At 63.4% G+C, this 25,653-nt stretch carries 24 protein-coding genes; 8 read left to right on the plus strand and 16 right to left on the minus strand.

The genetic code is table 11. The features are described from left to right. Positions 1-28: 28 nt before the first annotated feature. The 6 genes from GR212_RS27965 to GR212_RS27990 form a co-directional block, all read right to left on the minus strand. The gene (locus GR212_RS27965) at positions 29-1,093 is read right to left on the minus strand and encodes an ABC transporter ATP-binding protein (RefSeq protein WP_163991687.1); all 1,065 of its coding nucleotides are present in this window, start codon (positions 1,091-1,093) and stop codon (positions 29-31) included. Then, positions 1,090-2,019, minus strand: a complete 930-nt coding sequence (locus tag GR212_RS27970; RefSeq protein ID WP_163991688.1) for a PfkB family carbohydrate kinase — start codon at positions 2,017-2,019, stop codon at positions 1,090-1,092. The genes GR212_RS27965 and GR212_RS27970 overlap by 4 nt, the downstream gene beginning before the upstream one ends. Continuing rightward, a complete protein-coding gene (locus GR212_RS27975; RefSeq protein WP_163991690.1) occupies positions 2,020-3,042 on the minus strand; it encodes an SIS domain-containing protein in 1,023 nt (340 codons plus the stop codon). Then, the gene (locus GR212_RS27980) at positions 3,039-3,884 is read right to left on the minus strand and encodes a carbohydrate ABC transporter permease (protein WP_163991692.1); all 846 of its coding nucleotides are present in this window, start codon (positions 3,882-3,884) and stop codon (positions 3,039-3,041) included. Before GR212_RS27980 ends, GR212_RS27975 begins: the two co-directional genes overlap by 4 nt. Beyond that, positions 3,884-4,768: a carbohydrate ABC transporter permease gene (locus GR212_RS27985; RefSeq protein WP_163991694.1), complete on the minus strand. Its 885-nt coding sequence runs from the start codon at positions 4,766-4,768 to the stop codon at positions 3,884-3,886. The genes GR212_RS27980 and GR212_RS27985 overlap by 1 nt, the downstream gene beginning before the upstream one ends. Before the next feature lie 70 nt (positions 4,769-4,838). Beyond that, positions 4,839-6,077, minus strand: coding sequence for an extracellular solute-binding protein (locus tag GR212_RS27990; protein WP_163991697.1), 1,239 nt, complete (start codon positions 6,075-6,077; stop codon positions 4,839-4,841). A gap of 232 nt (positions 6,078-6,309) precedes the next feature. Here GR212_RS27990 and GR212_RS27995 point away from each other — a divergent pair, with 232 nt between their 5' ends. Next, positions 6,310-7,512 (plus strand): ROK family transcriptional regulator, encoded by a 1,203-nt coding sequence (locus GR212_RS27995; protein WP_163991698.1) that lies wholly within the window; start codon positions 6,310-6,312, stop codon positions 7,510-7,512. Positions 7,513-7,515: 3 nt separating this feature from the next. Here the strand turns inward: GR212_RS27995 and GR212_RS28000 are convergent, their stop codons facing one another. Then, entirely contained in the window at positions 7,516-7,851 is a 336-nt protein-coding gene (locus GR212_RS28000; RefSeq protein ID WP_163991700.1) for a DUF6665 family protein, read from the minus strand. Between the two features lie 252 nt (positions 7,852-8,103). Here GR212_RS28000 and GR212_RS28005 point away from each other — a divergent pair, with 252 nt between their 5' ends. Beyond that, positions 8,104-8,637, plus strand: coding sequence for a methylated-DNA--[protein]-cysteine S-methyltransferase (locus GR212_RS28005; RefSeq protein WP_163991702.1), 534 nt, complete (start codon positions 8,104-8,106; stop codon positions 8,635-8,637). 182 nt (positions 8,638-8,819) lie between these two features. Here GR212_RS28005 and GR212_RS28010 read toward each other — a convergent pair whose 3' ends face one another. The 5 genes from GR212_RS28010 to GR212_RS28030 form a co-directional block, all read right to left on the minus strand. Next, positions 8,820-10,823, minus strand: a complete 2,004-nt coding sequence (locus GR212_RS28010) for an aldo/keto reductase (RefSeq protein ID WP_163991704.1) — start codon at positions 10,821-10,823, stop codon at positions 8,820-8,822. 56 nt (positions 10,824-10,879) lie between these two features. Next, positions 10,880-11,968, minus strand: a complete 1,089-nt coding sequence (locus GR212_RS28015) for an ABC transporter ATP-binding protein (RefSeq protein WP_163991706.1) — start codon at positions 11,966-11,968, stop codon at positions 10,880-10,882. 15 nt (positions 11,969-11,983) lie between these two features. After that, entirely contained in the window at positions 11,984-12,820 is an 837-nt protein-coding gene (locus GR212_RS28020) for a carbohydrate ABC transporter permease (RefSeq protein ID WP_163991708.1), read from the minus strand. Further along, positions 12,817-13,677, minus strand: a complete 861-nt coding sequence (locus tag GR212_RS28025) for a carbohydrate ABC transporter permease (RefSeq protein ID WP_163991710.1) — start codon at positions 13,675-13,677, stop codon at positions 12,817-12,819. Before GR212_RS28025 ends, GR212_RS28020 begins: the two co-directional genes overlap by 4 nt. A 121-nt stretch (positions 13,678-13,798) precedes the next feature. Beyond that, complete coding sequence (locus GR212_RS28030) at positions 13,799-15,073, minus strand: ABC transporter substrate-binding protein (RefSeq protein WP_163991713.1); 1,275 nt, start codon at positions 15,071-15,073, stop codon at positions 13,799-13,801. 86 nt (positions 15,074-15,159) lie between these two features. On the opposite strand from GR212_RS28030, the gene GR212_RS28035 reads away from it, so the two are divergent. Both GR212_RS28035 and GR212_RS28040 read left to right on the plus strand, forming a co-directional pair. Further along, complete coding sequence (locus tag GR212_RS28035) at positions 15,160-16,107, plus strand: helix-turn-helix domain-containing protein (protein ID WP_348643569.1); 948 nt, start codon at positions 15,160-15,162, stop codon at positions 16,105-16,107. Positions 16,108-16,168: 61 nt separating this feature from the next. Further along, positions 16,169-16,939, plus strand: coding sequence for a TIM barrel protein (locus tag GR212_RS28040; RefSeq protein ID WP_163991717.1), 771 nt, complete (start codon positions 16,169-16,171; stop codon positions 16,937-16,939). 26 nt (positions 16,940-16,965) lie between these two features. Here the strand turns inward: GR212_RS28040 and copD are convergent, their stop codons facing one another. Together copD and GR212_RS28050 are read right to left on the minus strand one after the other, a co-directional pair. Continuing rightward, complete coding sequence (gene copD, locus GR212_RS28045) at positions 16,966-17,850, minus strand: copper homeostasis membrane protein CopD (protein WP_163991719.1); 885 nt, start codon at positions 17,848-17,850, stop codon at positions 16,966-16,968. Then, complete coding sequence (locus GR212_RS28050) at positions 17,850-18,233, minus strand: hypothetical protein (protein ID WP_163991721.1); 384 nt, start codon at positions 18,231-18,233, stop codon at positions 17,850-17,852. Before GR212_RS28050 ends, copD begins: the two co-directional genes overlap by 1 nt. Between GR212_RS28050 and GR212_RS28055 the strand changes: the two genes are divergently transcribed. Continuing rightward, the gene (locus GR212_RS28055; RefSeq protein WP_163991723.1) at positions 18,232-19,005 is read left to right on the plus strand and encodes a metallophosphoesterase; all 774 of its coding nucleotides are present in this window, start codon (positions 18,232-18,234) and stop codon (positions 19,003-19,005) included. The genes GR212_RS28050 and GR212_RS28055 overlap by 2 nt on opposite strands. A gap of 8 nt (positions 19,006-19,013) precedes the next feature. Here the strand turns inward: GR212_RS28055 and GR212_RS28060 are convergent, their stop codons facing one another. Both GR212_RS28060 and GR212_RS28065 read right to left on the minus strand, forming a co-directional pair. Beyond that, positions 19,014-20,495 (minus strand): NAD-dependent succinate-semialdehyde dehydrogenase, encoded by a 1,482-nt coding sequence (locus GR212_RS28060; RefSeq protein ID WP_163991725.1) that lies wholly within the window; start codon positions 20,493-20,495, stop codon positions 19,014-19,016. Positions 20,496-20,566: 71 nt separating this feature from the next. Next, positions 20,567-21,838: a 4-aminobutyrate--2-oxoglutarate transaminase gene (locus GR212_RS28065; protein ID WP_163991727.1), complete on the minus strand. Its 1,272-nt coding sequence runs from the start codon at positions 21,836-21,838 to the stop codon at positions 20,567-20,569. Between the two features lie 271 nt (positions 21,839-22,109). Between GR212_RS28065 and GR212_RS28070 the strand changes: the two genes are divergently transcribed. The 3 genes from GR212_RS28070 (at position 22,110) to GR212_RS28080 (ending at position 25,578) form a co-directional block, all read left to right on the plus strand. Beyond that, complete coding sequence (locus GR212_RS28070; protein WP_163991729.1) at positions 22,110-22,940, plus strand: MerR family transcriptional regulator; 831 nt, start codon at positions 22,110-22,112, stop codon at positions 22,938-22,940. 83 nt (positions 22,941-23,023) lie between these two features. Continuing rightward, positions 23,024-23,650, plus strand: a complete 627-nt coding sequence (locus tag GR212_RS28075) for a ribonuclease D (RefSeq protein ID WP_163991730.1) — start codon at positions 23,024-23,026, stop codon at positions 23,648-23,650. Between the two features lie 230 nt (positions 23,651-23,880). Further along, entirely contained in the window at positions 23,881-25,578 is a 1,698-nt protein-coding gene (locus GR212_RS28080; protein WP_163991732.1) for a hypothetical protein, read from the plus strand. Positions 25,579-25,653 lie beyond the last annotated feature (75 nt).

Raw genomic sequence — 25,653 nt, forward strand, 5'->3', positions numbered from 1 at the left:
AATTCCTTCGTCGGCTATGGCGGAAGGCCTAGTCGCAGCGCTGGCCGGTGGCGCGATCGAAGAGGTGCAGCGCATTGGCGTCGAAGCCGAGCTTCAGTGCCTGCCCCTCGGCAATGGCGGTGCGCGGCGGCAGGCAGGCCATCAGCCGCTGCGAGCCCGCCTGTGCCGTTACGATCAGCTCCGGACCCGTCAATTCCGCAACTTCGCACACGGCGTCAAGCTGGCCATGGTCATCCAGGCGCAACGTTTCCGGCCTGATGCCGACCACCAGCTCCTGACCCTGCTTGATGTCGCCCTTCGTGGCAGGAAGGGGCAACGTGATCGATGTCCCGTCGATGCGCAGGATGCCCGCTTCCGCCGTCGCATTCAGCAGATTCATCGGTGGTGCGCCGACGAAGGTCGCGACATAGAGCGTTGCCGGATGGTTGTAGATCTCGTCCGGCGTGCCGAGCTGCTCGATCCGGCCGTCGCGCATCACCGCGATGCGGGTCGCCAGTGTCATCGCCTCGATCTGGTCGTGCGTCACGTAGACCACGGTGGTCTTCAGCATCTGGTGCAGGCGCTTCAGCTCCGTGCGCATCTCCATGCGCAGCTTGGCGTCGAGGTTGGACAGCGGCTCGTCGAACAGGAAGACTTCTGGCTTGCGCACCAGCGCTCGGCCGATCGCCACGCGCTGGCGCTGGCCGCCGGAAAGCTGGCTCGGCTTGCGCTCGAGCAGCGATTCGATCTGCAGCAGCTTCGCCGCCTCGCGCACCGCCTTGTCGCGCTCGGCCGCCGGCACCTTGCGCATCTCCAGGCCGAAGCCGATGTTGCGGTGGACCGAGAGGTTCGGATAGAGCGCATAGGACTGGAACACCATGGCGATGTCGCGGTCCTTCGGATGGACGCCGAGCACGGAGCGATCCCCGATGCGGATATCGCCGCTGGTTGCCTCGGCAAGTCCGGCGATGATGTTCAGCAGCGTGGACTTGCCGCAGCCCGACGAGCCGAGCAGCACCAGGAATTCGCCGCTTTCGAGCGAAATGTCGATGCCTTTCAGCGTCTCCACTTCGCCGTAGCTCTTGCGGATGTTCTGGATTTCGAGCGCGCTCATCGAACGGCCTCCTCGGATGCTTGGGCCGGGCCATAGCTGCGCGGCAGAGTGGAAATGGCGCGGGAAGCGACAGCGGTCCCCGCCGAAAGGCAGGCCTCGGGCGGTTCGTCGCGGGCAAGGGCGGCCAGGAAGCCGGCATTGAAAACATCGCCGGCGCCGATCGTATCGACGACCGTGACACGCGGCGCAGCGGCTGAAACGAGCTTGCCGCCGGCATCGATGGCGATGGCGCCGTCCGGGCCGCGCTTGACGACGAAGATGGCACCCTTGGGCATCAGCGCATGGAGCGCGCGAGCGGCTTCGGCCGGATCGTCCATGCCGGCTAACGTCGTGGTTTCGACCTCGTTCATCAGCGCCACGCCGCAGCGCGCAAGCCAGCGGCGCGTGGCATCGCAATTCGCCTCGGTCCAGCCATCGAGCGGCCAGCCGGTGTCGAGAGCAACGGTAATGCGGTGCTTATCGGCCCAGTCGAACAGGGCGTCGTAATCCCGCGTGAGATCTTCTGTGAGGAAGGCGCCGCACAAAAGCGCATAGCCGCCGGCGAGCTTTGCTCCATCGAGCACCGCAAGCACGTTATCGAGGCTGAACCTCGGCAGGTGGCCGCGCGTCGTGAAGAAGGTGCGCTCGCCATCCGGATGGGTGATGCCGACCGAGAGCGTCGTGCCCTCGGGGCTGACAGGCCACTTGATGCCGCGGGCACCGAATGCGTCGCTGAGCCAGCGCCCGAACTGGTCGTTGCCGACATTGGCCGATATCTCATAGTCGATGCCGAGACCGTCCCAGGCGAGCGCGCTATTGCCTGCCTGGCCGCCGACGCGCAGCTCGTCATGATCGACGATGATCTCCGTGCCGGCCTTGGGCCAAGGCGCGGCCGGCCCGAGGATCAGGTCGACATTGACGTTGCCGATGACTGCAAGCGGCTTCATTCATTCGCTCCGGGTGATCTTGGTGGAGCGTACCGGCGTGCCGGCATTTTCCACCCGCTCGTCGGCGAAGGCGATCATTAGCGACTGCGCCACAGGCAGCATCTGGAAGATGGCCGCAAGCCCGGTTTCCGGCTTGAAGCGCAGCGTGACGCAGCCAGGGACCGGCTCTTCCTGCGAACCGTCGAAGATGACCACAGGCGCACCCGTTTCGACGGCCGAAACGGCCATGGCTGTCACGAGGCCAGCCGTCGCATCATTGCCGCGGAAAAGCACGACGCCGATCGACGGCCCGAGCATCTCCATCGGGCCGTGCCGCAGCTGGCCGCCTTCGAGCGAGAAGCAGGGGCGGCGGGAAAGTTCGGTGAGGCCGAGCGCCAGCGCCTCGGCAACGCCCTGCAGGCGACGGCCCGAGGTGACGACCGTGGCGACGTTGGCAAGAGCCGAGAGCGCCAGCTTGATATCGAGCGCCTCAGGCGCGCGAAGCACGGCCAAGGCGGGCGATGGATCCTGCCCGAGAGCGGCGAAGATCGCCAGATGCAGCGCGAAGCTCACGGTGAGGCTGCGGGTTGCGGCAAAGGCAAGCTCGGTGCCGCCCGCGCCGACGAGAGAAGGCGCGGTTCTGGCAAGGAAAGAGCTGGCCTCCAGCGTCAGGCCGAAGGTATCGGCGGTGCCGCCCGTCTCATCGAACCAGCGGAGCACCTCGGCGCTTTCGCCGGATTGCGAGGTCATGAAAATGGTCCGCCTGTCGAGCGACAGCGGCTGGCCGAGCTGTTCGGAGAGCGGCAATGCGATCGCATCGATGCCGGCGGCGCGATAGAGCGGCTCGACCGCGCGGTTGACGGCGTGGGAGCCGCCCATGCCGAGCAGCAGCAGCGTGCCGGTACGCGTCAGCGAGGCGGCGGCTTTGGCGGCCATGGCGGCGGCGGCCTCGAAGGAGGCAAGCGCATCGGCATGTTGCCGGCCCATTTCGCGGTCGATGGCGGCAAGGCCTTCGGGACGTGTTTTCTCCTGGGTCATGGTCATCCCTTGACGCCGCCATTGGTCAGGCCCGAGATCAGGGCGCGTTGCATGACAAGGCCGATCAGCACCGGGGGCAGGGCGGCGAGCACGCCGGCAGTCGCGATCAATCCGTAATCCGAGACACGGCCGCCGGCGAGATCCGCTATGGCGACGGTGAGGGTTTTGGCGCGCTGGTCTGAGGTGAAGAGCAGCGCATAGAAGAATTCATCCCAGGCAAGCAGGAAGGCGAAGAGCGCCGAGGTCGCCATCACGGGCATGGCCAGCGGCAGCGTGATGATCTTCAGCGTCTGGAACAGCCCGGCGCCGTCGATCATCGCCGCGGCCTCGATTTCCTTCGGAATGGAATCGAAGCCGGATTTCATCAGCCAGGTCGTGAATGGCGCGAGGATCGTCAGATAGACGAGCGCCAGGCCGAAGACGTTGTTGAGCAGGCCGAGATGGGCAAGGCCCATGTAGAGCGGCACGGCAAGCGCCACCGGCGGCAGCATATAGGTGGCGATGACCATGGACAGAGACCAGCCAACGGAGGGCGTGCGCGACACGGCCCAGCCGGCGGGGATGGCAAGCGCGATGGCGGCAATCGTCGCCATGCCGGCCACTTCGATGCTGTTGCGCAGCGACGAGGTGAACGCCGCCCCCTCGCTGTTTTCCAGCGTCGACAGCAGGAGCTTGTAGCGCGAGAAATCGACCGTCTGCGGCCACCAGCGCAGCGGCTTGGCGGCAAGATCGGCAGCCGGCGAAATGCTCATGATGAACAGCCAGGCGATCGGCGCCAGGATGATGGCGGCAAGCAGAATGGCGCAGACATAGATGAAGCAGGTGAAGAGAGGGCTCTTGCGTTCCATCAGGTGGCACTCCCCGCGGTTTTGCGGACAAGGGCGGCATAGGCGGCGGCCAGCACCGTGACCAGCAGCGTGACGATGAGGGCGAGCGATGCGCCGGATCCCGCCCGCTGGAAGGAGAAAGCCTCCTGATAGACGAGGATGGAAAGCGTGCGCGTGCTGTTCGCCGGGCCGCCGCGCGTCATCACCCAGATGATGTCGAAGACCTTGAAGGCCTCGATGGTGCGCAGCACCAGCGCCACCATCAGCGGCCCCACGAGATAAGGAAGGATGACGAAACGGAAGCGCTTGAAGGGGCCTGCGCCGTCAACCAGCGATGCGGCGGTGATGTCGCGCGGCACGGCCTGCAGGGCTGCAAGCGCGATGAGCGCCACGAGGGGAAAATTCTTCCAGCAGTCGGCGACGATAAGCGCCGTCAGCGCCGTGCCCGGTTCGCCGAGCCAGGAGCGATAGGCGTCGAGCAGGCCGAGCTGGGTGAGTGCCGCATTGAGAGCACCGTATTCCGGATTGTAGATCAGCCGCCAGAGTGTTGCGTTGACGACGGTTGGCAGCGCCCAGGGCAGGATCATCAGCGCGCGCAGCACGCCACGGCCCTTGAACTCCTGGTTCAGCAGCAGCGCGGCAAGCACGCCGAGCACCATTTCGGCGGCAACGGAGACGATCGCGAACCAGGCCGTGGTGATGAGGGTGCGCTGGAAATTGGAGTTCGCCAGCATCTTGGCGTAATTGTCGATGCCGACGAAATTGCCGCCGGTGCCGACAAGCTTTGCATCCGTGAAAGAAAGGCCGACGGTATCGACGAGCGGCCAGCCGATGACGGCGACCATCACCACAAGCAGCGGCAACATCAAGAACCAGGCGCGAGTTGTCATAGAGGTGCCGGACATGACGGGCCCCTTCTTTCATTCTTCATGGAGGATAGGGCGGGCGGTGACTGGCACCGCCCGATTTAGAATATCAGAGACCGCTGTTGTCGGCAGCCGACTTCAGCGCGTCTTCCGGCGAAGACTGGCCGAGCAGCGATTCCTGGATCGCCTGCTGAAGTGCGGTCGACAGTTCCTGATACTTCGGCGTCGTCGGACGCGGATACATGGCGGCGAGGCCGACCTTGGCGGCCGCGATCAGTTCTTCCTGGCCCTTGGTGACGGCCGGGTCGCTGTAGGACGATGCCCAGATCGGCAGGCTGAGCTTGGCATACTGGTTCTGCGTCGCTTGCGAGGTCATGAAGGTGATGTATTTCCAGGCCTCGTCCGGATGCTTGCTGGCCGTGGTGATGCCGAGGCCCATGGAGCCGTTGACGGCCGAGGCCTCGCTCTTGCCGGCGACGCCCGGTGCCGGCACGACGCCGACCTTGCCGGCAACCTTGCTGTCTTTCGGGTCGTTCGCCATGTTGTACATGTAGGTCCAGTTCAGCGCGAAGGCGGCGTCACCGTTTTCGAAGACCTTGCGGACGTCCTCTTCGAGGAATTCCTTGGAGTTCGGATTGGTGAGGCCGGACTTGTAGCTGTCGACCATATATTTCAGGGCATCGAGGCCGCCGCCGTTCTGGAAGTCCGGCTTGCCGTCCTTCAGGAAGTCGCCCTTATAGGCGCTGACGAGCGTGGTGTAATCGCAGATCGCGGCTTCGGCCTGCGACCAGCTCCAGGCGATCGGCGTTGCCAGCAGACCCTTGTCCTTGATGATCTTGGCCTGTTCGTTCAGCTCGTCCCAGGTCTTCGGCGGCGTCTTGATGCCGGCCTTTTCCAGGATTTCCTTGTTGTAGAACAGGTACTTGGTATCGAGGATCCAGGGCATGCCGTAATATTTGCCGTCGTATTGGACCGTCGTCCATGCGCCCGGCAGCACGCCCTTCTTCATATCGTCGGAGACGCGCGAGGATACGTCGACCAGAACCTTGTTGGTCGCGTATTCGGCCGGCCAGATGACGTCGAACAGCACGACGTCGTAGCCGCCGCCCGAACCCTGTGCCAGCACGGTCTTGTCGTGCAGGCCTTCGTAAGGCACGAACTCAAGATTGACCTTGATATCCGGATTGGCCTTGGAGAAGGCATCCGTCATGGCGCGCACGTCGGCTTCGCTATAGGCAGCCTGCGCCATGAAGAGGGCATTGATCGTGGTTTCGGCAAAGGCATGCGAGGCGAAGGATGCGCCGATCAGCGCTGCGCCGAGCAATGTCTTGTTCAATGATTTCAACATTCCATCCTCCAGTTTTTTGACAGTCACGCGATTTTTCCAATGGCGGCCGAAGTGTCGCCATCGGGTGTCGAGCAGGCAATTGGCCGGGCCGGCTGCCGAACATCTGTCGCAGCGTCCTTTGGAGCCCGTGGGCTCCCTGCGTTCCCTGATGAAACTCTGTGGTTTCTTTTAAGTCAATTGTCTTGACTAATTTGTTCTTCAATATTCTATTGGTGTCAAGAGGCAAAAACAGATGAACGATATTCGCCCGATCAGGGCTACGAGCGGAACGAACCATGAGGGCACCAGTGCCCATAACCGGCGGGTGATTATTGACGCGCTGCGCCTGAACGGTGCGCTCTCCCGCGCCGATCTTGCGCGGGCCACCCGCCTGACGAAGCAGACGGTCTCCAACATCATGGAAGAGCTGGAAAACGGCGGCCTCGTCACGTCGCGGGAAACGGTGCGGCGCGGCCGTGGCCAGCCCTCCACGCCCTATGGCCTGGTGCCGGAGGGCGCCTTCGCCATCGGCCTGCAGATCGACCGTCACATCACCCGCGCCATCGCCGTCGATCTTGTCGGCAATGTCCTCATCCGCAAGGAGGCGAATCTCCCGGCCGGCGGACCGGCGACGGGCACGCCCGTCGTGCTGCGGCTGGTGCAGGATGTGCGCAGCGAGCTCAAGCAGCGCGTGGCGCAGGCGGAAAAGCGTCTCGTCGGCCTCGGCGCGGCGATGCCGGGGCCTTTCGGCATAGATCAGAATGATGTCGACAATCCCTGGATGATGGGCCCGTGGCAGCGCTTTCCGCTGCTGGAAACGCTGTCTGCCGGCACCGGCCTCAACGTCACCCTGCAGAACGATGCGGCCGCCTGCGCCACGGCCGAGCGCATGGTCGGCGCGGCGCATGGTCTCGACCATGCCGTCTGCCTCTATGTCGGCTACGGTATCGGCGCGGGGCTCATTCTCGGCGGCGAGCTTTACAGCGGTGCCCATGGCAATGCCGGCGAAATCGGTATGGCCCTGTTGACGGCGGGCGGGCGGCTGACCCAGCTGGAGCATCGCGCCTCGCTCGCCTCGCTCTACGATCACCTTGGCGTCGATCCGATGGCGCCGGATATCTATTCGCTGATAAACGACCGCGCTGCCGCCGACGATCCGGATATTCTCGCCTGGATCGAAAGGGCGGCGATCGACCTGCGCTGGAGCGTGCAGCTCATCGAAACCATCTTCGATCCGCAGACGGTAATCTTGTGCGGCGGTGCGCCCGCGGCGCTGGCGCTGCGGCTGATCGCGGCCATGCAGCCGCTGTTGCCGTCGAACGCGGATCGGCCCGACCGCCTGTTGCCGCGCCTGCAGCTCGGCATGACCGACCCCTGGGCGGTGGCGCGCGGCGCGGCGGCCGAACCCATCGGCCATGCCTTCGATCCGCGCTTCTCGGCGATTCTGAAATCCTGACGTTTAGGGATGGCGCGGGCTGGCGCCCAGGCGCGCAAGCACCTTGTTCGGAATACCGTAACGCTGGATGACGTCGCGGCTGTTGCGCAGGCCGCAGATCTCGCGGTGAATGAACATCGCCCAGACGGCTTGGGCGGCGGTATCCACCAGCCGCTCGTGCTCCGCGCCTTCCTTGCCCTTGGCTTCGCCTTCCTGCAATGCGGCGAGCGCCGCCTCGACCTTCAGGCCGTGGTGGCCGAGCGTGCTGGCCCGTTCCGACATCATCTCGTATTCGAGAATTCCAAGTCCGGTCTCATGCGTTTGCGATGGATTGAAATTGCGCGGCGGGCGAACTGTCATAGGGGGCTCCGCATGCTGGGCGATCTGTCTGTCCTTGGTTTTACACAATTCCGGGCCGTTTCCCAAGCGTAAGCAGGCTGCCTGCGTCATCGTGATCTTGGGCGGGTAGAGCCGGAAATACTGGATTTCCCTGTCTGCCGTCTCTTTTCGGGTGGCTGGAGCCGGCCATTTGAGGTCCTATACGGCCATAAGCGCTCCATCGAGGGCAATCTCGCCGGCAACGCGAGCGCAATTCGAAGAAAGGATATCGGCATGACCAAAGCGACCAGATATGACGGCAAGCACTACGTCTATCGGATCATGAACTCGCCTGTCGGCGCATTGAAGCTCGTCGGCAGCGATGATGGGCTTGCCGCCATCCTGTGGGACAATGATCGGCCGGGCCGCGTGCCGCTGCTCATCGTCGACGAGGATGCGGGCCACCCCGTCCTGCTCGAAACCGAGCGGCAGCTCCGCGAATATTTCGCCGGCGAACGACAGGCATTCGATCTGCCGCTCGACTTTGCCGGAACGGAGTTCCAGCAGAAGGTCTGGCAGGCGCTGCTCGCCATCCCCTTCGGCGAGACGAGGAGCTACCGCCAGATCGCGACGGAGATCGGCTCGGCAAAGGCGATCCGCGCGGTCGGTGCCGCCAACGGCCGCAACCCGATCTCGATCATCGCACCATGCCATCGCGTCGTGGGGTCGGCTGGTGATCTCAGGGGCTTTGCCGGCGGCCTCGAGCGCAAGGCCTATCTGCTGAGGCTCGAGGGAGCGGACACGAAGACATTCGATTTCGCCGCCTGACGTCTCCTTGGTCGTATGGGCAAGTTGGCGCCGTAAACTTCTTCTCTCTTCGGGGAGAAGGAGGTGTGCGGCAATGATCTTTTCCCATATTAAACAGCCCATCCGGAAAACCGGATGGGCTGTTTTCATTTCTCGTATCCAAGCTCATCAACGGACCGTGACGTCACGATTGGGGGTCTATCTCAGCCTTCGAGCCACTTCACCTGTTCCGGCGTCAGCTTGATGTCGAGCGCCGAAAGGCTGTCTTCCAGCTCGGCGATCGTGCGCGGGCCGATCAGCGGTATCACAGGGAAGGGCTGGGCGACGACATAGGCAAGCGCGATGTGGATCGGGTTGCGGCCGAACTTCTGCGCCAGTTCGATCGCCCTGTCGCGGCGGCCGAAGTTACGCTCGGAATACCAGACGCGAACGACTTCCTCGTCGTCGCGCTTGTCGCGGCCGGCGCGGTCGGTGAAGAAGCCGCGGCCCTGGCTCGACCAGGCGAAGTTCGGGATCTGCTTGGCGTTCAGCCATGCTTTCCATTCGTCGTCCGAGGCGGCGATGCAGCCGGCCCAGATCGGGTCGAGCATTTCCGCCAGCGAGAAGTTGTTGGAAAGGGCGGCCGGCGCCGTCTTGCCGTTCTTCTCAGCGTAGGCGATGGCCTCGTCGAAGCGGGCGCGCGTCCAGTTCGAGCCGCCGAAGATGCCGCGAATGCGGCCGGCCTTCACCTCGGCATCCATGGCATCGACGAACTCGCCGACCGGAACGTCGGTATTGTCGCGATGCATGAAGTATATGTCGACATAGTCGGTCTTCAGGCGGTTAAGCGATTGGTCGAGCTGCTTGGCGATCATGTCCGGGTAGCAAAGCGGCGAATGCGCCCCCTTGCCGATCAGCACGATCTCCTCGCGCGGAACGTTGCGGCTGGTGTGCCAATCGCCGAAGATGCTCTCCGTCTTGCCGCCGCCATAGACATAGGCCGTGTCGAAGGCATTGCCGCCGGCCTCATAGAAGGCGTCGAGCGTCAGCGAGGCGGCGGCGAAATTCGGGAAGAACTCGAAGCCGAGCGTGACGAGCGATGCCGGCTTGGCGATGCCCGGAATGCTGCGCTTCGGAATGCTGCTGCCCTTGGTGACGGCCCCGCCGGCGATGTTCTTCGTCCTGTGCGCCGCCTTCTCCACCTCATATTCGAGGCCGATCGATGCGCGCCACTGGTCGAGGACCCTGAGATTGCCGATCGAATCCGCCCAGCCGATGCCGGGATAGGCGAATTCCTTGGCTCCGGCGCGGATGGCATCGCCCGCCGCATCGACTTCGAAGGAATAGAGCCAGCGCTCTTCCTTGACTTCAATTGTCCGGGTCTCGCCGCCCTTGATGAGCTCGATCTTGCCGACGCCGCCCTTGTGGCCCGATGCGAACCAGAAGTCTGCGACTTCGATACGGCCTTCCGAGCCGATGATGCGCAGCGTGTTGTCCTGGTTCGCCATGATCGAGCACGAAACTTCGGCGATGATGCCGTTCGGGAACTTCAGCACGGCGGAAGCCCATTCGTCGACGCCCGTCTGGCCGAGATGGCCGACGCCCGAGACCTTCTCGGGATCGAGGAAGGGCTTGCCGTCGGCAGCCCCGGCGATCAGGCGCGCCATCGATACCGGATAGCCGCCGACATCGAGGATGCCGCCGCCGGCCGTTTCGTTGGCAAACAGCCGGTGCTCCGGCTTAACCGTGCCCATGTTGAAGCCGAAGGAGGAGCGGATGATGCGCAGTTCGCCGATCGCGCCGCTTTTCACCAGCTCGATCAGCTTCGCCGTCTGCGGATGGACGCGGTACATGAAGGCTTCGCCGGCGAAGACGCCGGCTTTCTTCGCTTCGTAATAAATGGCTTCGGCATCGAAGGCCGAAAGCGCGATCGGCTTTTCGACAAGCACATGCTTGCCGGCGCGGATCGCCTTGATCGCCCATTCGGCGTGGCCGGTATGCGGCGTGGCGATATAGACGGCGTCGATCTCCTTGTCGGCCAGCAAGGCGTCATAGCCGTTGACGATGCGGGCGCCGGGGAAACCATCGCCGAGACCCGGCTTGTCCGGATTGCGGCTGGCGATGGCCACCAGCTTGCCGCTGCGGGAATGGGCGACGCCGTCGGCAAAAGTCTGCGCGATCCGGCCGGGGCCGATGATGCCCCAGCGGATTGGTGTGTCGGTAGTCATGAAACGGTCCTTTCCTAAATCTGCATGCTGTCTTGGGAGGGAATGAAGGGCAGCGCCTACCGCAATCGGTTGCCGGCGCTGTCGAACAGGAATGTCTTGGCCGCCGATAGCGCCACGGTGAGCTTGTCGCGGTTGCCCGTGTTGCGGGACTCCTCGCGCTCGATGACGATCTGCTCGCCGCTGTCGATATTGGCGTAGATGTAGCTTGTGTTGCCGAGATGCTCCGCGACATCGACATCGACGCTCATGTCCGCGTCGCCGCGCCCGACCTCGAGGAAATGTTCCGGGCGAACGCCGATCGTCACCGATTGCCCGACCTCGACCTTTGCCGAGGTGACAGGCAGTGTCAGGCGCACGTTGCGCTGGCCCTTGAGCACGATGTCGATGCGGCCGGGCTGATTGTCCGTGACCTCGGCCTGCAGGAAGTTCATTTTCGGCGAGCCGACGAATCCGGCTACGAACTGGTTGGCCGGATCGTCGTAGAGATCGAGCGGCGCTCCCACCTGTTCGATGTTGCCGCTGCGCAGCACGACGATCTTGTCGGCCAGCGTCATCGCCTCGGTCTGGTCGTGCGTGACGTAGATCATCGTCGTGCCGAGCTTCTTGTGCAGTCGCGAGATTTCGACGCGCATCTGCACGCGAAGCTCGGCGTCGAGGTTGGACAGCGGCTCGTCGAACAGGAAGATCTGCGGCTCGCGGACGATGGCGCGGCCGATGGCGACGCGCTGGCGCTGGCCGCCGGAAAGCTGCTTCGGCCGGCGCTGCATCAATTCGGTGATCTGCAGGATCTCGGCCGCCTGCTTGACGCGGCGATCGGTATCGGCCTTCGGATTGCCGTTCATGCGCAGGCCGAAGTTGAGGTTCTGCTCGACCGTCAGATGCGGATAGAGCGCATAGGACTGGAAGACCATGGCGATGCCGCGATCGGCCGGTTCGACATCGTTGACCATGCGGCCGCCGATCTTGAGTTCGCCGCCGGAAATATCCTCCAGCCCGGCGATCATGCGCAGCAGCGTGGACTTGCCGCATCCCGACGGCCCGACGAAGACGACGAATTCGCCGTCCTTCACATCGAGATTGGCACCGTGGATGATTTCCAGCGCACCGTAGCGTTTGACGACATTGGTAAGAGACAGTTCAGCCATACAGGGTCCCCGGAATTATTTGATTGCGCCTGCGGCGATGCCGGCAATGAAGTGGCGTTGCAGGAGAACGAAGACGACGAGGATCGGTGCCGTCAGCATCACGGCGCCGGCCATGATGCCGCCCCACGAGACTTTGGTGAGGCCGATCAGCGTTCCGAGCGCCACGGGTGCGGTCATCATTCCCGGCCGGGAGTTGATGAGCAGCGGCCAGAGGTAGTTGTTCCAGGAGGCCAGGAACAGGATGATGGCGAGCGCCGCCATCGTCGGCCGTGCCAGCGGCAGGGCGATGCGCAGGAAGATCTGCCATTCCTTGACGCCTTCGACGCGGGCCGCGTCGAACAGCTCGCCCGGCATCATCGAGAAGGCCTGACGCATGAACAGCACGCCGAGCGAGTTGAAGAGCGGCGGCACGATCAGCGCGACCCATGAATTGGCCAGCCCGAAATCGCGCGCCACCATGATGAACTGCGGGATGACGACGACGGAGTAGGGCAGGGTAATGGTGCCGAGGATGATGCCGATGACGCCTGAACGGCCGACGAACTGGTAGCGCGCCAGCGCCCATCCGGCCATCGAGGTCAGCAGCACCGACAGAAACGTGTAGATGACGGCAACGACGATCGAGATCGCCAGCGCGCCGAGGAAGTTGGTATCAGCCTGCAGGTTCCGGACGTTGTCCATGAAACTCGTCGACGGAGCCACGATGATATCCGGGCTGAAGATGCCGTAGTCAGGCATGGTCGAGAAGACGAGCATCATCCAGAGCGGAAACAGCCAGATGATGGCGAGCGGCGCCAGCAGGCCGTGCAGTGCGAGCGAGCGGATCAGCGTTGATTTGGATCTTGATTTCATTTCGGTTCGCGCCCCACCCAGAGATTGAGGAGAGAGATCGCCACCGCGAGGGCCGCCATGGTGTAGGCAATCGCGGAGGCATAGCCGAAGTTGGTCGACTGGAAGGCCTGGCGATACAGCAGCAGGCCGAGCGTCTCCGTCGCCCCGCCGGGGCCACCCTCGTTGGTGATCAGATACGGTTCGGTGAAGAGCTGCATGGTGCCGATGACGGACAACACGACGCAGAAGAGGATGATCGGCTTCAGAAGCGGCAGCGTGATGTGGATGAACTGCTTGAAGCGGCTGACGCGGTCGAGCGTCGCGGCCTCGTAGACATCCTCGGGGATCGATTGCAGCCCCGACAGGATGATGATGGCGTTGTAGCCGGCCCAGCGCCAGGTGACGGCGATGATGATGAGCAGCATGGCGGCATGCGATTCGGCGAACCACGACACCGGCGCGATGCCGACCGTGCCGAGCAGCTTGTTGATGATGCCGAAGTCGAGGTTGAACATCAGCCGGAACACCGCGGCGTAGGCCACCTCGCCGACGACGACGGGCGCGAAGAAAGCGAAGCGGAAAAGGCCGCGCGCCCTCAGCAGCGGCGAGTTCAGCAGCACCGCCATGACCGTCGCAAGTCCGATCATGATCGGCACCTGGACGACAAGGATGATCAGTGTGTTCTCGAGCGCGTTGTAGAAGGCCGGGTCGCCGAACAGGCGCCCCCAATTGATCGATAGATTGAAGGCCCACGGGTTGATGCGGGTGTTCTGGAACGAGATCAGGAACGAATCGATGATCGGCCACACCCAGAAGGCCGTGAACACCAGAAGATAGGGCGCAAGGAACGTGTAGGCGCTCCGGTTCTGCAGCCGCATGAAAATCCTCCTCCTTTATGCGCGGTGAAATGACGCGTGACGTCGTATCCCCGCCGCCGTGAGGGTGGCGGGGATGCCGGGCGCGGCTCGGGATGCGCGCCCGGCAGTGTCACTCACTCACTCACTTCGCAAGCGGCAGACCCGTCGCCGAGGCGATCTGCTGGGCTGCATCGTCGAGCGCCGCCTTGCCGTTCGGATAGCCGCCGGCGAGGTACTTCGTCTGCACTGCCTTGATGACGGCGTCGGCATCGCTGAAATACTGGGTGCCCGGGCTTGGACGGATCTTCGGCAGGGTCGAGAGGATGTCGGCCCAGATCTTCTGTCCGCCCCAATAGGGCTGCGGCTCGTTGACGAAGGGATCCTGAACCGCCGTCAGCAGCGACGGCACGAGCCCGAAGGATTTCAGCATCGTCACCTGGCCCTCATTGGTGCCGAGCGTGTATTCCAGATACTTCCAGGCGGCTTCCTTGTTCTTGGAGCTGCTGGCGATCGCCAGCGACGAGCCGCCGAGATTGGCCGCATGCGGGCCATCGGCCGTCATGCTCGGCATGGGATAGACGCCCCATTTGCCGGCAAGGGCCGGCGAGGTGGAGCGGATGGTGCCTTCGTACCAGCCGCCAAACAGCTGCGACGCGACCTTGCTGCCATTGTTCGACTGGATTTTCTCATCCCAGTTTGCAGCGCTCAGCAGGCCCGCGTCCTTGATTTCCTTCACTTTGTCCAGGGCCTGGACGCAGCCGGGCTGGTTGACGGCGATGCTCTGGCTGTCGTCGGAGAAATAGCCGCAACCCTGCTCGTTGGCGAGCATGCGGAACCATTCGGTATCGCCGTTGAGATCGGCCTGGGCCATGATCACGCCCGGATTTGCGGCTGAGATCTTCTTGCCGGCGGCGATGAAATCGTCCCAGGTCTTGATCGTTGCCGGATCGACGCCGGCCTTTTCATAGATATCGCGGCGGTAGAACATGGTGACCGGGCCGGAATCCCAGGGCATTGCATAGGCCGCGTCGCCGACTTCGAGCTCGGCGCGCTTGAAATCGGGGAACTGCTTCTTGAGTTCGTCGGTATAGCCGAGCTTCGTCAGGTCGGTCAGGCAGTCCGGAAAGCGGTTCCAGAAGATCGACGCCTTGTGGTTTTCGATCGACATGACATCGGGCAGGCCGTCGCCGCCGGCAGCGCAGGCCGCCAGCATCTTGTCGAAGACCTGCGGGTTGCCGATGTCCTGCACATCGACCTTGATATCCGGATATTTCTTATTGAAGCCCTCGACCGTGGATTTCAGCGCCGACGCGGCGATGTTCCAGCTCCAGACTGTGATGGTGGTTTGTTCCGCAAAGGCAGAACCGGAAGCGAGCAAGGCGGCAAGCGCCGTCGCCCCAGCAAGTTTTAAACGCATTGAAAATCCTCCCTTTTCAATTGCTGTCCGCAAGCGAACGCGTTTAAACTAGCTGGCGGTGCGCTTCTGTCTCCTACAAAGGGAACATCGACTTGGCGAAAAGTAAGGTGGGTCAACGGGCGGTCTATCAGCCGGGCGCAAGCAGCGTCGAAGGGCTCCCGAATGTCCTGCAGATGTTCCATAACCACCCGTTGCCAATGGCAAAGCCGCATTGGCACGCGCAAGTGGAAGTGAACTACATCGTCCGGGGGACCGTGCATTATCGGATCGGCGATCACGAGCTTACTTTAAGAGCGGGCGAGATCTGCCTTTTCTGGGGCGGCCAGCCGCATCTGTTGGATGAGCTGTCGGAAGATGCGATCTATGCGGGGGCGCATCTGCCGCTCGTGCATTTCTTCCGCCTGCGGCTGCCGCTCGACATTTCCGGCCGGCTCATTCGCGGGCAGACCCTCATCAGCTCCGCGACCGATGCCGCCGACGACGAGAACTTTGCCCGGTGGCACCGTTACGTGATGTCGGACGACGGGGCCAAGGCCGAGCATGCCGTCGCCGAACTTCTTCTGCGCCTGGAGCGTATCGCCTTCGAGCCTTATCGCATGGTGCCGGAAAGGCATGAAAACCTGGCGAACGAGCAGGTTCATCCGCAATCCTCGCGCAGCCTGGCGAGAATGTGCGATTTCATCGCCGACAATTTCCTGGACGACATCGATACGGTCGATATCGCCAAGGCGGCGCATCTCCATCCGAAATACGCCATGAACCTCTTCAAGAAGTCGACCGGCATGACGCTGGCGAAATATGTGAACCTGCTGCGCCTTTCGCGCGCCCAGGCGATGCTGATGCGCGACGGCGCCAATGTCCTGCAGGTCGCCATGGACAGCGGCTTCGGTTCGATCAGCGCCTTCAACAAATCCTTCCGCCACATTGCCGGCATGACGCCGTCCGATTTCCGCCGCGACATGCGCGTCCTCTGCGCGATGAACGTGAAAGCCATCGATTCATCCGCACGGCGTCCTCTGCATATTCAGCGCTGACGCCTCTTGCGGTTGCCGCCGATCCCGCGCATTGCTGGGGAATGTCGGGGAGGAGAATTTCATGCGGCAGTTTTCGGCTTGTATCGAGTGGTTGTTTGCGCGCGAAGGCGATGCCTTTGCGGATCGTGTCCGGCTGGCGCATGCGGCGGGGCTCGATGCGGTCGAGTTCTGGCATTGGACGAACAAGGATGTCGATGCCATCGCCGCCGCCGTTGCCGAGACCGGCATCGCGGTTTCCGGCATGGTGGCGGAGCCGATGATCGCGCTGACGAATCCGGCAAACAAAGAGGCTTGGCTTGAGGGCTTGCGCAAGTCCGTCGCGGTGGCGCAGCGTCTCGGCGCATCCGTCCTGATCGCGCAGGCCGGCGATGACCTGCCGGAACTTTCGCGCGCCGAGCAGCGGGCGGCCCTCGTCGCCGCCTTGAGTGCCGGCGCCGATATTCTGCAAGGGTCCGGCGTCCGGCTTGGCCTCGAGCCGCTGAACACGAAGATCGATCATGTCGGCTACTATCTGTCGTCGACGGCCGAGGGCCTCGATATCGTCGACGAGGTCGGCCGCCCGGAAATCGGCATCGTCTACGATCTCTATCATTCGGCCGTGATGGGCGAGGATACGCGCGAGGTCGTTGGCGACCGGATCGACCGCATCGTGCATCTCCATGTCGCCGATCATCCTGGCCGCGGCGATCCCGGCACCGGCCATATCGATCTGGCGGAGCGGCTGGACTGGCTGTTTGCCCACGGCTATCGCGGCAGGGTGGGCCTGGAATACAGGCCGGCGACCGGCGATGCCGAGGCCGTCCGCGCCGTCGTGAAATCGCTCGGCGGCTAGAACATCCCGCGGAGAAGATAGGCGGCTCAGACCGGTTCCAGCATGCCGAACACGGCGACCAGCCCGATCACCAAGATCCCGATGACGATTTCGGCGATGCTTCCCAGCCGGAGCGCCTGCAGCGCGCGGCCGGGATTGCGGCCGATCCACGGAACGAAGACGTAGCGGTTGACGATTGCCAGCAGCGCCATGCCGGCGACCAGCGCGATCTTGAGAGCAAGCAGCAGCTGGTAGGGAGAAGACCAGTCCGTGGGCAGGCGTTTCAGGATCAGCATGGTATTGACGATGCCGGAGAGAATGACGAGCGCCACCGCAACATGCCCGGCATTGGAGAAGCGGCGCAGCGCCAGGCCTGCTTCCGCTCTGCATTCGGGCCGGCCGAGAAGCCGCAGAATGGGAATCAATGGCACCAGGGCTCCCAGCCAGCCGCCGCCGGTCAGCACATGCAGGATGTCGTTGGCCCGATGCGCCTGCCGCAGCCAGCCTTCCAGCATCGAGGCATGCCCTGTCAAGGAAAGGCAGGCGAGCCCGAGGCCCGCGCCGAAGGCCAGCCCGTGGCGACGCCGGCGTTCCGGCAGCAGGAAGGCGCCGGCCATGACGAGGGCTGCAAGCGCCTGCGCCTGCCAGGCCAGTCCTACCGTGGTGTCGAAGAGCACGTCATGGGTCATGCCGGCATCGAGCGCGTCGCTCCATCCGCTGCCGATATTCGCAGTCGTTGCCGGCAGCGCCGCCAGGAGCGTCGTGACCGCAATCACGGCAATCAGGAAAAACCACCTTGCGGACATGCGCCAGACGATGTCGGCAAGCGTTTTCGGCACGAACAGCGAGAGATAGGCACAGGCGCCCCACAGAAGCATCAGGGATGCGTCGTGAAGGAAGCGGCAGAGTTGGAGCGCTGTCGTCGGATCCATCAGGGCTTCACGATAAATTCATAGGCGCCATGGGTGTAGCGTTCCAGTTCGGTACGATGTCGATCTTGCCGGACAAATGGCTGCCCTTGTGCCGAGATTGCCGGATCTCCCGTTTTCCCTTGGCTCGGATGGCGCGGAATTTCTGTCGCCAGGTTGGTGAGCGCGATAGGATTGCAGACACACACTGTCAACTTTCTCCATGCATAAAGGCGCCATTCGGGACGCTTTGCCGCAAGGCGAGCCGATGCCGCAGGCTTGAACCTGCCGCCGAAACGCTCATCGGCGATGATTTCCGCCCCTCTGGCAAAGAATCGTCGCTTTTGAGTCCTTTTTGCAGACACAGTTGAGGCGTTCCGGGGCGTGCGCTCGAAAGGCAGTTTCATGGCGGCATCCAGGATACGCGAAAAAATCGGGAATGGCTCCGGCCATCGCCGGCGTCGCGAACGGCTCGAACATCTCGACATGCCCACCTACGTCATCGGTGACGTCCATGGCCGCTATGATCTCCTGAGCTCGCTGGAGCGCAAGATCGTGGCCGACGCGGCGGGACTGCCGGGCCGAAAGCTCATCGTCATGCTGGGTGACTACATCGATCGCGGCCCGGCCTCGGCGCAGGTCGTCAGCCGCCTCATGGCGCCGCCGCCCAACGGGTTCGACCGCATCTGCCTGACGGGCAACCACGAAATGGCCATGCTTGCCTATGCCGATGGCGAGATATCGCTGGATGATTGGGTGGCACTTGGCGGCGACGCCACGCTGGCTTCCTATGGCGTGGATATCCTCAAGCTAAAAGAGGAATATCCCAAGCAGAAGAAGCTGGATACCTTCATCCGCACCTGGCTGCCCGACGATCACGTCAATTTTCTGCGCCGGTTGCCGATCCTGTTGGACACGCCGGAGGCTTTGTTCGTTCATGCCGGCATCGATCCCGACAGGCCGATCTCGGAGCAGCAGGACGACGACCTCGTCTTCATCCGCTCGCGCTTCTACGACAGCGCGCAGCCACTGCCGAAGCTGATCGTGCACGGTCATACACCCATCCGGCGAGCCGAAGTCAATGGCCTGCGCCTCAATCTCGATACCGGCGCGTTTCATACCGGTCGATTGAGCGCGGCCCGGCTGTGGCAGGGCCGCGTTCACATTACCTCGACTTGATTTGCCGGCTATAGATTGCCGATGCAGAGATATTTCATTTCCAGGTAGTCGTCGGCGCCATGGCGCGAGCCTTCGCGGCCGAGGCCGGATTGCTTGATGCCGCCGAACGGTGCCGTCTCGGACGACATCAGGCCGGTATTGATGCCGACCATGCCGTATTCCAGCGCCTCGGCAACCCGCCATACCTTCTTGAGGTCGCCGGCGAAGAAGTAGGCGGCAAGGCCGAACTCGGTGTCGTTCGCCTGCGCGATCACGTCCTCGACGGTATCGAAGCGGAAGAGCGGCGCGACCGGGCCGAATGTCTCCTCGCGCGCAACCTTCATGCTCCGGTCGACGCCGGTCAGGATGGTCGGCGCGAAGAAGGTGCCGGCGCCTTCGATGCGCTTGCCGCCCAGCGCGACGCGGGCACCCTTCGACACGGCGTCCTGAACGTGATCTTCGGCTTTGGCGACGCCCTGTTCGTCGATCAGCGGCCCGACGGTTACGCCAGGCTTGAAGCCGTCGCCGACGGAGAGTTCGCCGACCCTGGCGGCAAGCTTGGCAGCAAAGGCGTCGTAGACGTTGGACTGGACATAGATGCGGTTGGCGCAAACGCAGGTCTGGCCGGCATTGCGATATTTCGAAGCCATCGTCCCTTCGACGGCGGCGTCGAGATCGGCGTCGTCGAAGACGATGAAGGGCGCATTGCCGCCGAGTTCGAGGCTGACCTTCTTGATCTGGTCGGCGCACTGGCGCATCAGGATGCGGCCGACCTCGGTCGAGCCGGTGAAGCTGATCTTGCGCACTTTCGGATTGCCGCAAAGCTCGCGGCCGATCGCCGGTCCGTCGATGCCGACGATGATGTTGAGAACGCCAGCCGGAATACCGGCCTCTTCGGCAAGCACCGCAAGCGCGATCGCCGTCAGCGGCGTCTGCTCGGCGGGCTTGGAGACGACGGTGCAGCCGACGGCAAGCGCCGGCGCGATCTTGCGGGCGATCATGGCGGCCGGGAAGTTCCAGGGCGTGATCGTGCCGACGACGCCGACCGGCTGCTTGATGACGACCATGCGCTTGTCGTTGGACGGCGCGGGGATGGTTTCGCCATAGATGCGCTTGGCCTCTTCCGCATACCATTCGACATAGGACGCGGCGTAGAGGATTTCGCCTCTCGCTTCCGGCAGCGGCTTGCCCATCTCGGCCGTCAGGATCGCCGCCAGCTCATCGGCGTTGGCGACCATGAGATCGAACCATTTGCGCAGGATGACGGCGCGCTCCTTGGCCGGGCGGGCGGCCCAGGCGACCTGGGCGATGTAGGCGGCATCAATCGCGGCGGTCGTCTCGGCGGCGCCCATATCGGGCAGCGACGCGAGCACTTCGCCGGTTGCGGGGTTGACGACATCAAACGTCTTTGTCGCTCCACCAGCCGTCCAGGCGCCATTGATGTAGCCGGCGGCGCGCAGGAAGCGCGAGGAGAAGGGAACATGCTTGGTCATTGCTGTTGTAAAGGACATACTATGCACTCCGACAGGTTTCGCCCGGCAGGCCGCGCGGGCGGATAGGAAGTAAACGCCAAGGGCAGCGGTCAGCGGGACGCGCTTGCCTCCAGCAGCGATGCCTCGAGAATGTCGAGCGCCTCGCTGAATACGCCGTCCTGAATGGTGATCGGCGACAGGAAGCGGATGACGTTGCCGTGGACGCCGCAGGTCAGAAGGATCAGCCCCTTGTCGAGCGCGATGAGCCGCACCTTGTTGGCGAAATCAGCGCTCGGCAGCTTGGTCGTCGCATCGTTGAATTCCACGGCGTTCATGAAGCCCGGGCCACGGATATCGGCGATTTCAGGCACCTTGTCGCGCAGCGATTCCAGCCGCTGCTTCAGGCGGGAGCCGAGCTGGTTGGCGCGGTCGCACAGGCCTTCGTCGGCGATGACGTCGAGCACGGCATGGGCGGCGGCGATCCCGAGCGGATTGCCGCCATAGGTGCCGCCGAGGCCGCCCGGTCCGGGCGCATCCATGATTTCGGCGCGGCCGGTGACGGCGGCGAGCGGGAAACCGCCGGCAAGGCTCTTCGCCATGGTGACGAGATCGGCCGCCACCTCATGATGATCCATGGCAAACATCTTGCCGGTGCGCGCAAAGCCGGTCTGCACCTCGTCGGCGATCAGGAGGATGCCATGCTGGTCGCAGATCTCGCGCAATGCCTTCATGAAGGCTGCCGGCGCCGGATAGAAGCCGCCTTCGCCCTGTACGGGCTCGAGGATGATGGCGGCAACGCGCTGCGGATCGACATCGGCGGCAAAGAGCTTCTTCAGCGTCGCCAGCGATTGTTCGACGGTGACCCCATGCAGCGGCACCGGGAAGGGCGCATGGAAGACATCGCCCGGCATCGGGCCGAAGCCGATCTTGTAGGGCGCGACCTTGCCGGTCAGCGCCATGCCCATGAAGGTACGGCCGTGGAAGCCGCCGCCAAACGCGATGATGGCGGAACGGCCGGTGGCGGCGCGGGCAATCTTGACGGCATTCTCGACCGCTTCGGCTCCGGTCGTCACGAAGATCGTCTTCTTGGCGAAATCGCCCGGAACGATGGCGTTGAGACGCTCGGCAAGATGCACATAGCTCTCATAGGGCACGACCTGATGGCAGGTGTGGGTAAAGCGGTCGAGCTGTTCCTTGACGGCGGCAATGACGCGGGGATGGCGATGGCCGGTATTCACCACGGCGATGCCGGAGGCGAAATCGATATAGCGATGACCTTCCTTGTCCCAGATCTCGGCATTTTCGGCGCGGTCGGCATAGATTTGCGTCGTCATGCCGACGCCGCGGGAAATTGCGGCATTCTTCCGTTCGGTCAAGGTCATTGCAGTGGCTCCCAGAAAGTCGTTTCGAATTATCTTGCAGAACTTCTGTAAGTTCTTTAGAAAACTCCTACATTTTTTCTGCAAGATTTCAAGCGAGATTTTGTGCGGATGACAAGAATGCGCCGAGGGAATCACATACGGCGCCGCGCGGTCTTTAAGGCATGCCGAGGGCGCCGCGGTACCTTGACAGGTTGCGTTATTCCTTAAATCGATTCCGCGCTTCATCCATGCTAAACGGATCGAAAGACTAGAGATCAGGGATCATTGGCAAATGAGCAGCATCGAGCCAGAGCGCTACGCAGTGCGCTACAAGGTGGCGGAAGCGGCACGTCTTGCCGGCGTATCGGCCTCCACCTTGCGGCTGTGGGAAAGCCAGGGCCTTGTCGTGCCCTCCCGCTCCGAGACGGGGCATCGCCAGTACAGCGCCGAGGACGTGGCGCGTCTGAAGCGCATTTCATGGTTCCGTGCCGAGCGCGGCCTCAATCCGGCGGCGATTCGCGAGGCGCTTGAGACCGAGGAGGGAAGCGCCGCCGGTCCCGACAATGGCGAGCAATCCGCATCCTCGGATATCGGCCGCAGGCTGCGGTCGCTGCGCCATGCCGCCGGCAGGACGCTGGATCAGGTCGCCGCCGACATGGGCATGACGTCCTCGACGCTGTCGACGCTGGAGCGCACGTCGCAAGGCGTCAGTTTCAAGACCCTCCACGACCTGGCGGATTACTATGGCACCACGGTATCGCGCCTGTCGGGCGAGGAGCGCGAGGATGTTCCGGCGCTGATCCGATCCGGCGAATGGCGGGCCTGGCCGGCGACGACGCCGGGCGTCACCGTCCAGTTGCTGGCGGAAGGGCGCACGATGATGGATTGCCATCGCTTCGTGCTTGCGCCGGGCGCCGCGAGCGAGGGCGCCTATCGCCACGAAGGCGAGGAGTTCATCCATGTCCTTGCCGGGCGCCTGGAGCTCGTGCTCGACAGCGACCAGTTCTTCGATCTCCTGCCCGGCGATTCGCTTTATTTCGAAAGCCGCCGCTATCATTCCTGGCGCAACCGGCACGATGGTGAGACGATATTGCTCTGGATCAACACGCCGCCGACATTTTAAGCCGCGGCGGTATCGTTGGCGCCCCGTCTGTTCTATAGAACGGACGAAAAACGAACTCATAAAGACAGAGCCAGGAGAATGTCATGGCTGCCACCATCCGCTATCACGAAGGCGATATCTCCGCCGAAGCCGCCGCCCGTTATACCGGCGCCATAGCCATCGACACCGAAACCCTCGGCCTCGTTCCGCGCCGCGACCGGCTCTGCCTCGTGCAGCTTTCGTCGGGCGACGGCACGGCTGACATCATCCGCATCGCTGCCGGCCAGAAGCAGGCGCCCAATCTGGTCGCCATGCTCGCCGACCCTGCGCGCCAGAAGATCTTTCATTACGGGCGCTTCGACATTGCCGTGTTGTTCCATACCTTCGGCGTCACCACCACGCCGGTCTTCTGCACCAAGATCGCCTCGCGCCTCTGCCGCACCTATACCGACCGCCACGGCTTGAAGGACAATCTCAAGGAGATGCTCGAGGTCGATATTTCCAAGGCGCAGCAATCGTCCGACTGGGCCGCCGAGACATTGTCGCCTGCGCAGCTCGAATATGCGGCCTCCGACGTACTCTATCTCCATGCGCTGCGCGAAAAGCTGACGCAACGCCTGCTGCGCGACGGCCGCATGGATTATGCGGATGATTGCTTCGCTTTCCTTCCCACGCGCGCCAAGCTCGATCTGCTCGGCTGGGAAGAGGCGGATATCTTCGCGCATAGCTGACGGCTTCCCGAAATCCACAGGCCGATGCCGTGAAAGTGGCATTGGCCTGTTTCGTTTAACAATCTGTTAAGAAACCGGCTGCTATCCTCATCATTGACTTCCTGCCCGACGCGTCCGCGTTTTGCTCTTCCGGTTATCCGGCGCTCGAAGATCTATTGGCCGCATGAGCGGACCTTGATTGAACCTGCCTCCCGCTTCAATCGTCGCCTTGCCAGACAAAGGAGCATGTCATGTTGCTTCCCGTTGGTGCCGTGTCCGCCGTGGGTGTGGCTATTGAAAAGCCGATCGTTGCGACGGCGGAGACCTCCAGTCTCCAAACTGCCGCAACGCCGCTCGCCGTTCTCTCGAGTACGATCAATGCCAGCGTCGAGGGCAAGCTGAACATGTTGCTGGTCGCGGCGCGCGAACGGATGTTCGATAGTCTGCTTGCCTCAATCGACACCGCCGCGCAGGCGTTGAATGTTTCCCGTGAGCCCGGCGAAAACAACACGGCCTATGCGCAGCGGGTTGCTGCCGCAATCCGCAATTCGACGCCGCAACAGCTCGCCGTGGCGCAGCAGCGAATGGATGCGCAGATGAAGACGCCGCTGCCGCTGCCGCTTCTGGCGGAGGCGCTGGAGGATCCGGAAAGCCCAAACGCGGTTCAGCTGGCGCTCAACCTGGAACAGGCGTCCGTTGTCGAGCCCGACGCCATGTTGAAGGCGGTGGTGAGTTCATACGGCCAGAATGCGGGCGAGGTGGAGACGCCGGCCGCGCAGCTGCCGAAATCGGCCCTGCTGCAGAAAGCAGCCGATCTGACCGCTCTGGTAACGGCCCTTGCGGCGGCAGCGGAAGAACCGACGCTTCCCACGGCCACGGCCACGGCCACGGCCACGGCCACGCAAACGCCCGCCCAAACTGTGGCCCAGCCAGCCGCACAGCCGGCGCCGGCGTCTCAGCAGTTGCCGCAACCGGATACTCCATCTCAATCAGCGCCGGTTGGCGCTGAAACGACCCCGGCGCAGGCGGCCGCGCAAAACGGAACCACGGCGGCTCCGCAAGCCGCGCCTGCCATCGGCAACGGCATCGTGGTCGCGACTACGGTCCAGGCTTCGGAGCTTGCTTCTCTTGTCGATGATCTGGCTACGGGGGCGTTGCTGACGGCTGTCGCCGCCGAAGCCGAACTCCCGACCGAAGTGGCACTGATCAGATCGCCGCTGACGCCGCCGCCGGTACCGCGCGATATCCAGCAGATCGAAGCCGACATCAAGCAGGGGCTGCAGGTGGTCATAAGCCCACCCGCGATGGCAACCGATCCCGATCTTCTGCAGATCATCAGCAATCCCTCGTCATCGATCGAGAAGATCATCGCGCAGGCGCTGACCGGAAACGCAGCGGCGCAGGCGTCTCCCCCGCAGCCGCCCGTCAATGAAAATGGCCGCAGCCCGGCGTCGGTAGCAGCCATGCCCGTGTCATTGGCCGATCAGCCAGAGGCACCCGTCGCCGCTGCCGTGCTTGCCGGCAAGCCTGCAACTCAAGCGTCGTCCGCAGCGCCGATGGCAATGTATGAGGCTGCGGAGCAGGCGGGAATGCCCGCGCCCCTGCCGCTCGGTGTCCCCTTCGTCGTGGCGAACTATCTGCCGGCCGACCCACCCGTCAAGAACGGCGAATCGAAGCTGCTCAGTCGCGTCGATCCTGTTGGCGACGAGGAAGGCGGCCAAGCCGGCGACGAGGAGAACCCGCAGGATCAGGATGAAGAGCAGGCCCAGGCGGACGAATCGCCGGCGCAGGCGACCGAGGAGGCATCCGACGAATCGGAAGCCGGATCCGCCTCTGCGCGGAAGGGCGGCGGTGTTCGGCCGCAGCTGGTTGCCTTGCCGCAGCCGTTGCGCGATCCCCTGCACGACCACGCCTTCGATTTCTATCGCCGCATGGTCGCCTGGGAATAGACGGCCTGGGAATGGGATAGCCGGCATGGACGCCGGATGACGGACAAAGAAAAACCCGCCGGATCGCTCCGGCGG

It is taken from the genome of Martinezella lusitana, assembly GCF_010668395.1.
GTDB classification, from domain to species: domain Bacteria; phylum Pseudomonadota; class Alphaproteobacteria; order Rhizobiales; family Rhizobiaceae; genus Rhizobium; species Rhizobium lusitanum_A.

Bases quoted from the DNA above. Each gene is read 5' to 3' on its own strand.
- GR212_RS27965 (WP_163991687.1), bottom strand. From the start codon at position 1,093: ATGAGCGCGCTCGAAATCCAGAACATCCGCAAGAGCTACGGCGAAGTG.
- GR212_RS27970 (WP_163991688.1), bottom strand. From the start codon at position 2,019: ATGAAGCCGCTTGCAGTCATCGGCAACGTCAATGTCGACCTGATCCTC.
- GR212_RS27975 (WP_163991690.1), bottom strand. From the start codon at position 3,042: ATGACCATGACCCAGGAGAAAACACGTCCCGAAGGCCTTGCCGCCATC.
- GR212_RS27980 (WP_163991692.1), bottom strand. From the start codon at position 3,884: ATGGAACGCAAGAGCCCTCTCTTCACCTGCTTCATCTATGTCTGCGCC.
- GR212_RS27985 (WP_163991694.1), bottom strand. From the start codon at position 4,768: ATGTCCGGCACCTCTATGACAACTCGCGCCTGGTTCTTGATGTTGCCG.
- GR212_RS27990 (WP_163991697.1), bottom strand. From the start codon at position 6,077: ATGTTGAAATCATTGAACAAGACATTGCTCGGCGCAGCGCTGATCGGC.
- GR212_RS27995 (WP_163991698.1), top strand. From the start codon at position 6,310: ATGAACGATATTCGCCCGATCAGGGCTACGAGCGGAACGAACCATGAG.
- GR212_RS28000 (WP_163991700.1), bottom strand. From the start codon at position 7,851: ATGACAGTTCGCCCGCCGCGCAATTTCAATCCATCGCAAACGCATGAG.
- GR212_RS28005 (WP_163991702.1), top strand. From the start codon at position 8,104: ATGACCAAAGCGACCAGATATGACGGCAAGCACTACGTCTATCGGATC.
- GR212_RS28010 (WP_163991704.1), bottom strand. From the start codon at position 10,823: ATGACTACCGACACACCAATCCGCTGGGGCATCATCGGCCCCGGCCGG.
- GR212_RS28015 (WP_163991706.1), bottom strand. From the start codon at position 11,968: ATGGCTGAACTGTCTCTTACCAATGTCGTCAAACGCTACGGTGCGCTG.
- GR212_RS28020 (WP_163991708.1), bottom strand. From the start codon at position 12,820: ATGAAATCAAGATCCAAATCAACGCTGATCCGCTCGCTCGCACTGCAC.
- GR212_RS28025 (WP_163991710.1), bottom strand. From the start codon at position 13,677: ATGCGGCTGCAGAACCGGAGCGCCTACACGTTCCTTGCGCCCTATCTT.
- GR212_RS28030 (WP_163991713.1), bottom strand. From the start codon at position 15,073: ATGCGTTTAAAACTTGCTGGGGCGACGGCGCTTGCCGCCTTGCTCGCT.
- GR212_RS28040 (WP_163991717.1), top strand. From the start codon at position 16,169: ATGCGGCAGTTTTCGGCTTGTATCGAGTGGTTGTTTGCGCGCGAAGGC.
- copD (WP_163991719.1), bottom strand. From the start codon at position 17,850: ATGGATCCGACGACAGCGCTCCAACTCTGCCGCTTCCTTCACGACGCA.
- GR212_RS28055 (WP_163991723.1), top strand. From the start codon at position 18,232: ATGGCGGCATCCAGGATACGCGAAAAAATCGGGAATGGCTCCGGCCAT.
- GR212_RS28050 (WP_163991721.1), bottom strand. From the start codon at position 18,233: ATGAAACTGCCTTTCGAGCGCACGCCCCGGAACGCCTCAACTGTGTCT.
- GR212_RS28060 (WP_163991725.1), bottom strand. From the start codon at position 20,495: ATGTCCTTTACAACAGCAATGACCAAGCATGTTCCCTTCTCCTCGCGC.
- GR212_RS28065 (WP_163991727.1), bottom strand. From the start codon at position 21,838: ATGACCTTGACCGAACGGAAGAATGCCGCAATTTCCCGCGGCGTCGGC.
- GR212_RS28070 (WP_163991729.1), top strand. From the start codon at position 22,110: ATGAGCAGCATCGAGCCAGAGCGCTACGCAGTGCGCTACAAGGTGGCG.
- GR212_RS28075 (WP_163991730.1), top strand. From the start codon at position 23,024: ATGGCTGCCACCATCCGCTATCACGAAGGCGATATCTCCGCCGAAGCC.
- GR212_RS28080 (WP_163991732.1), top strand. From the start codon at position 23,881: ATGTTGCTTCCCGTTGGTGCCGTGTCCGCCGTGGGTGTGGCTATTGAA.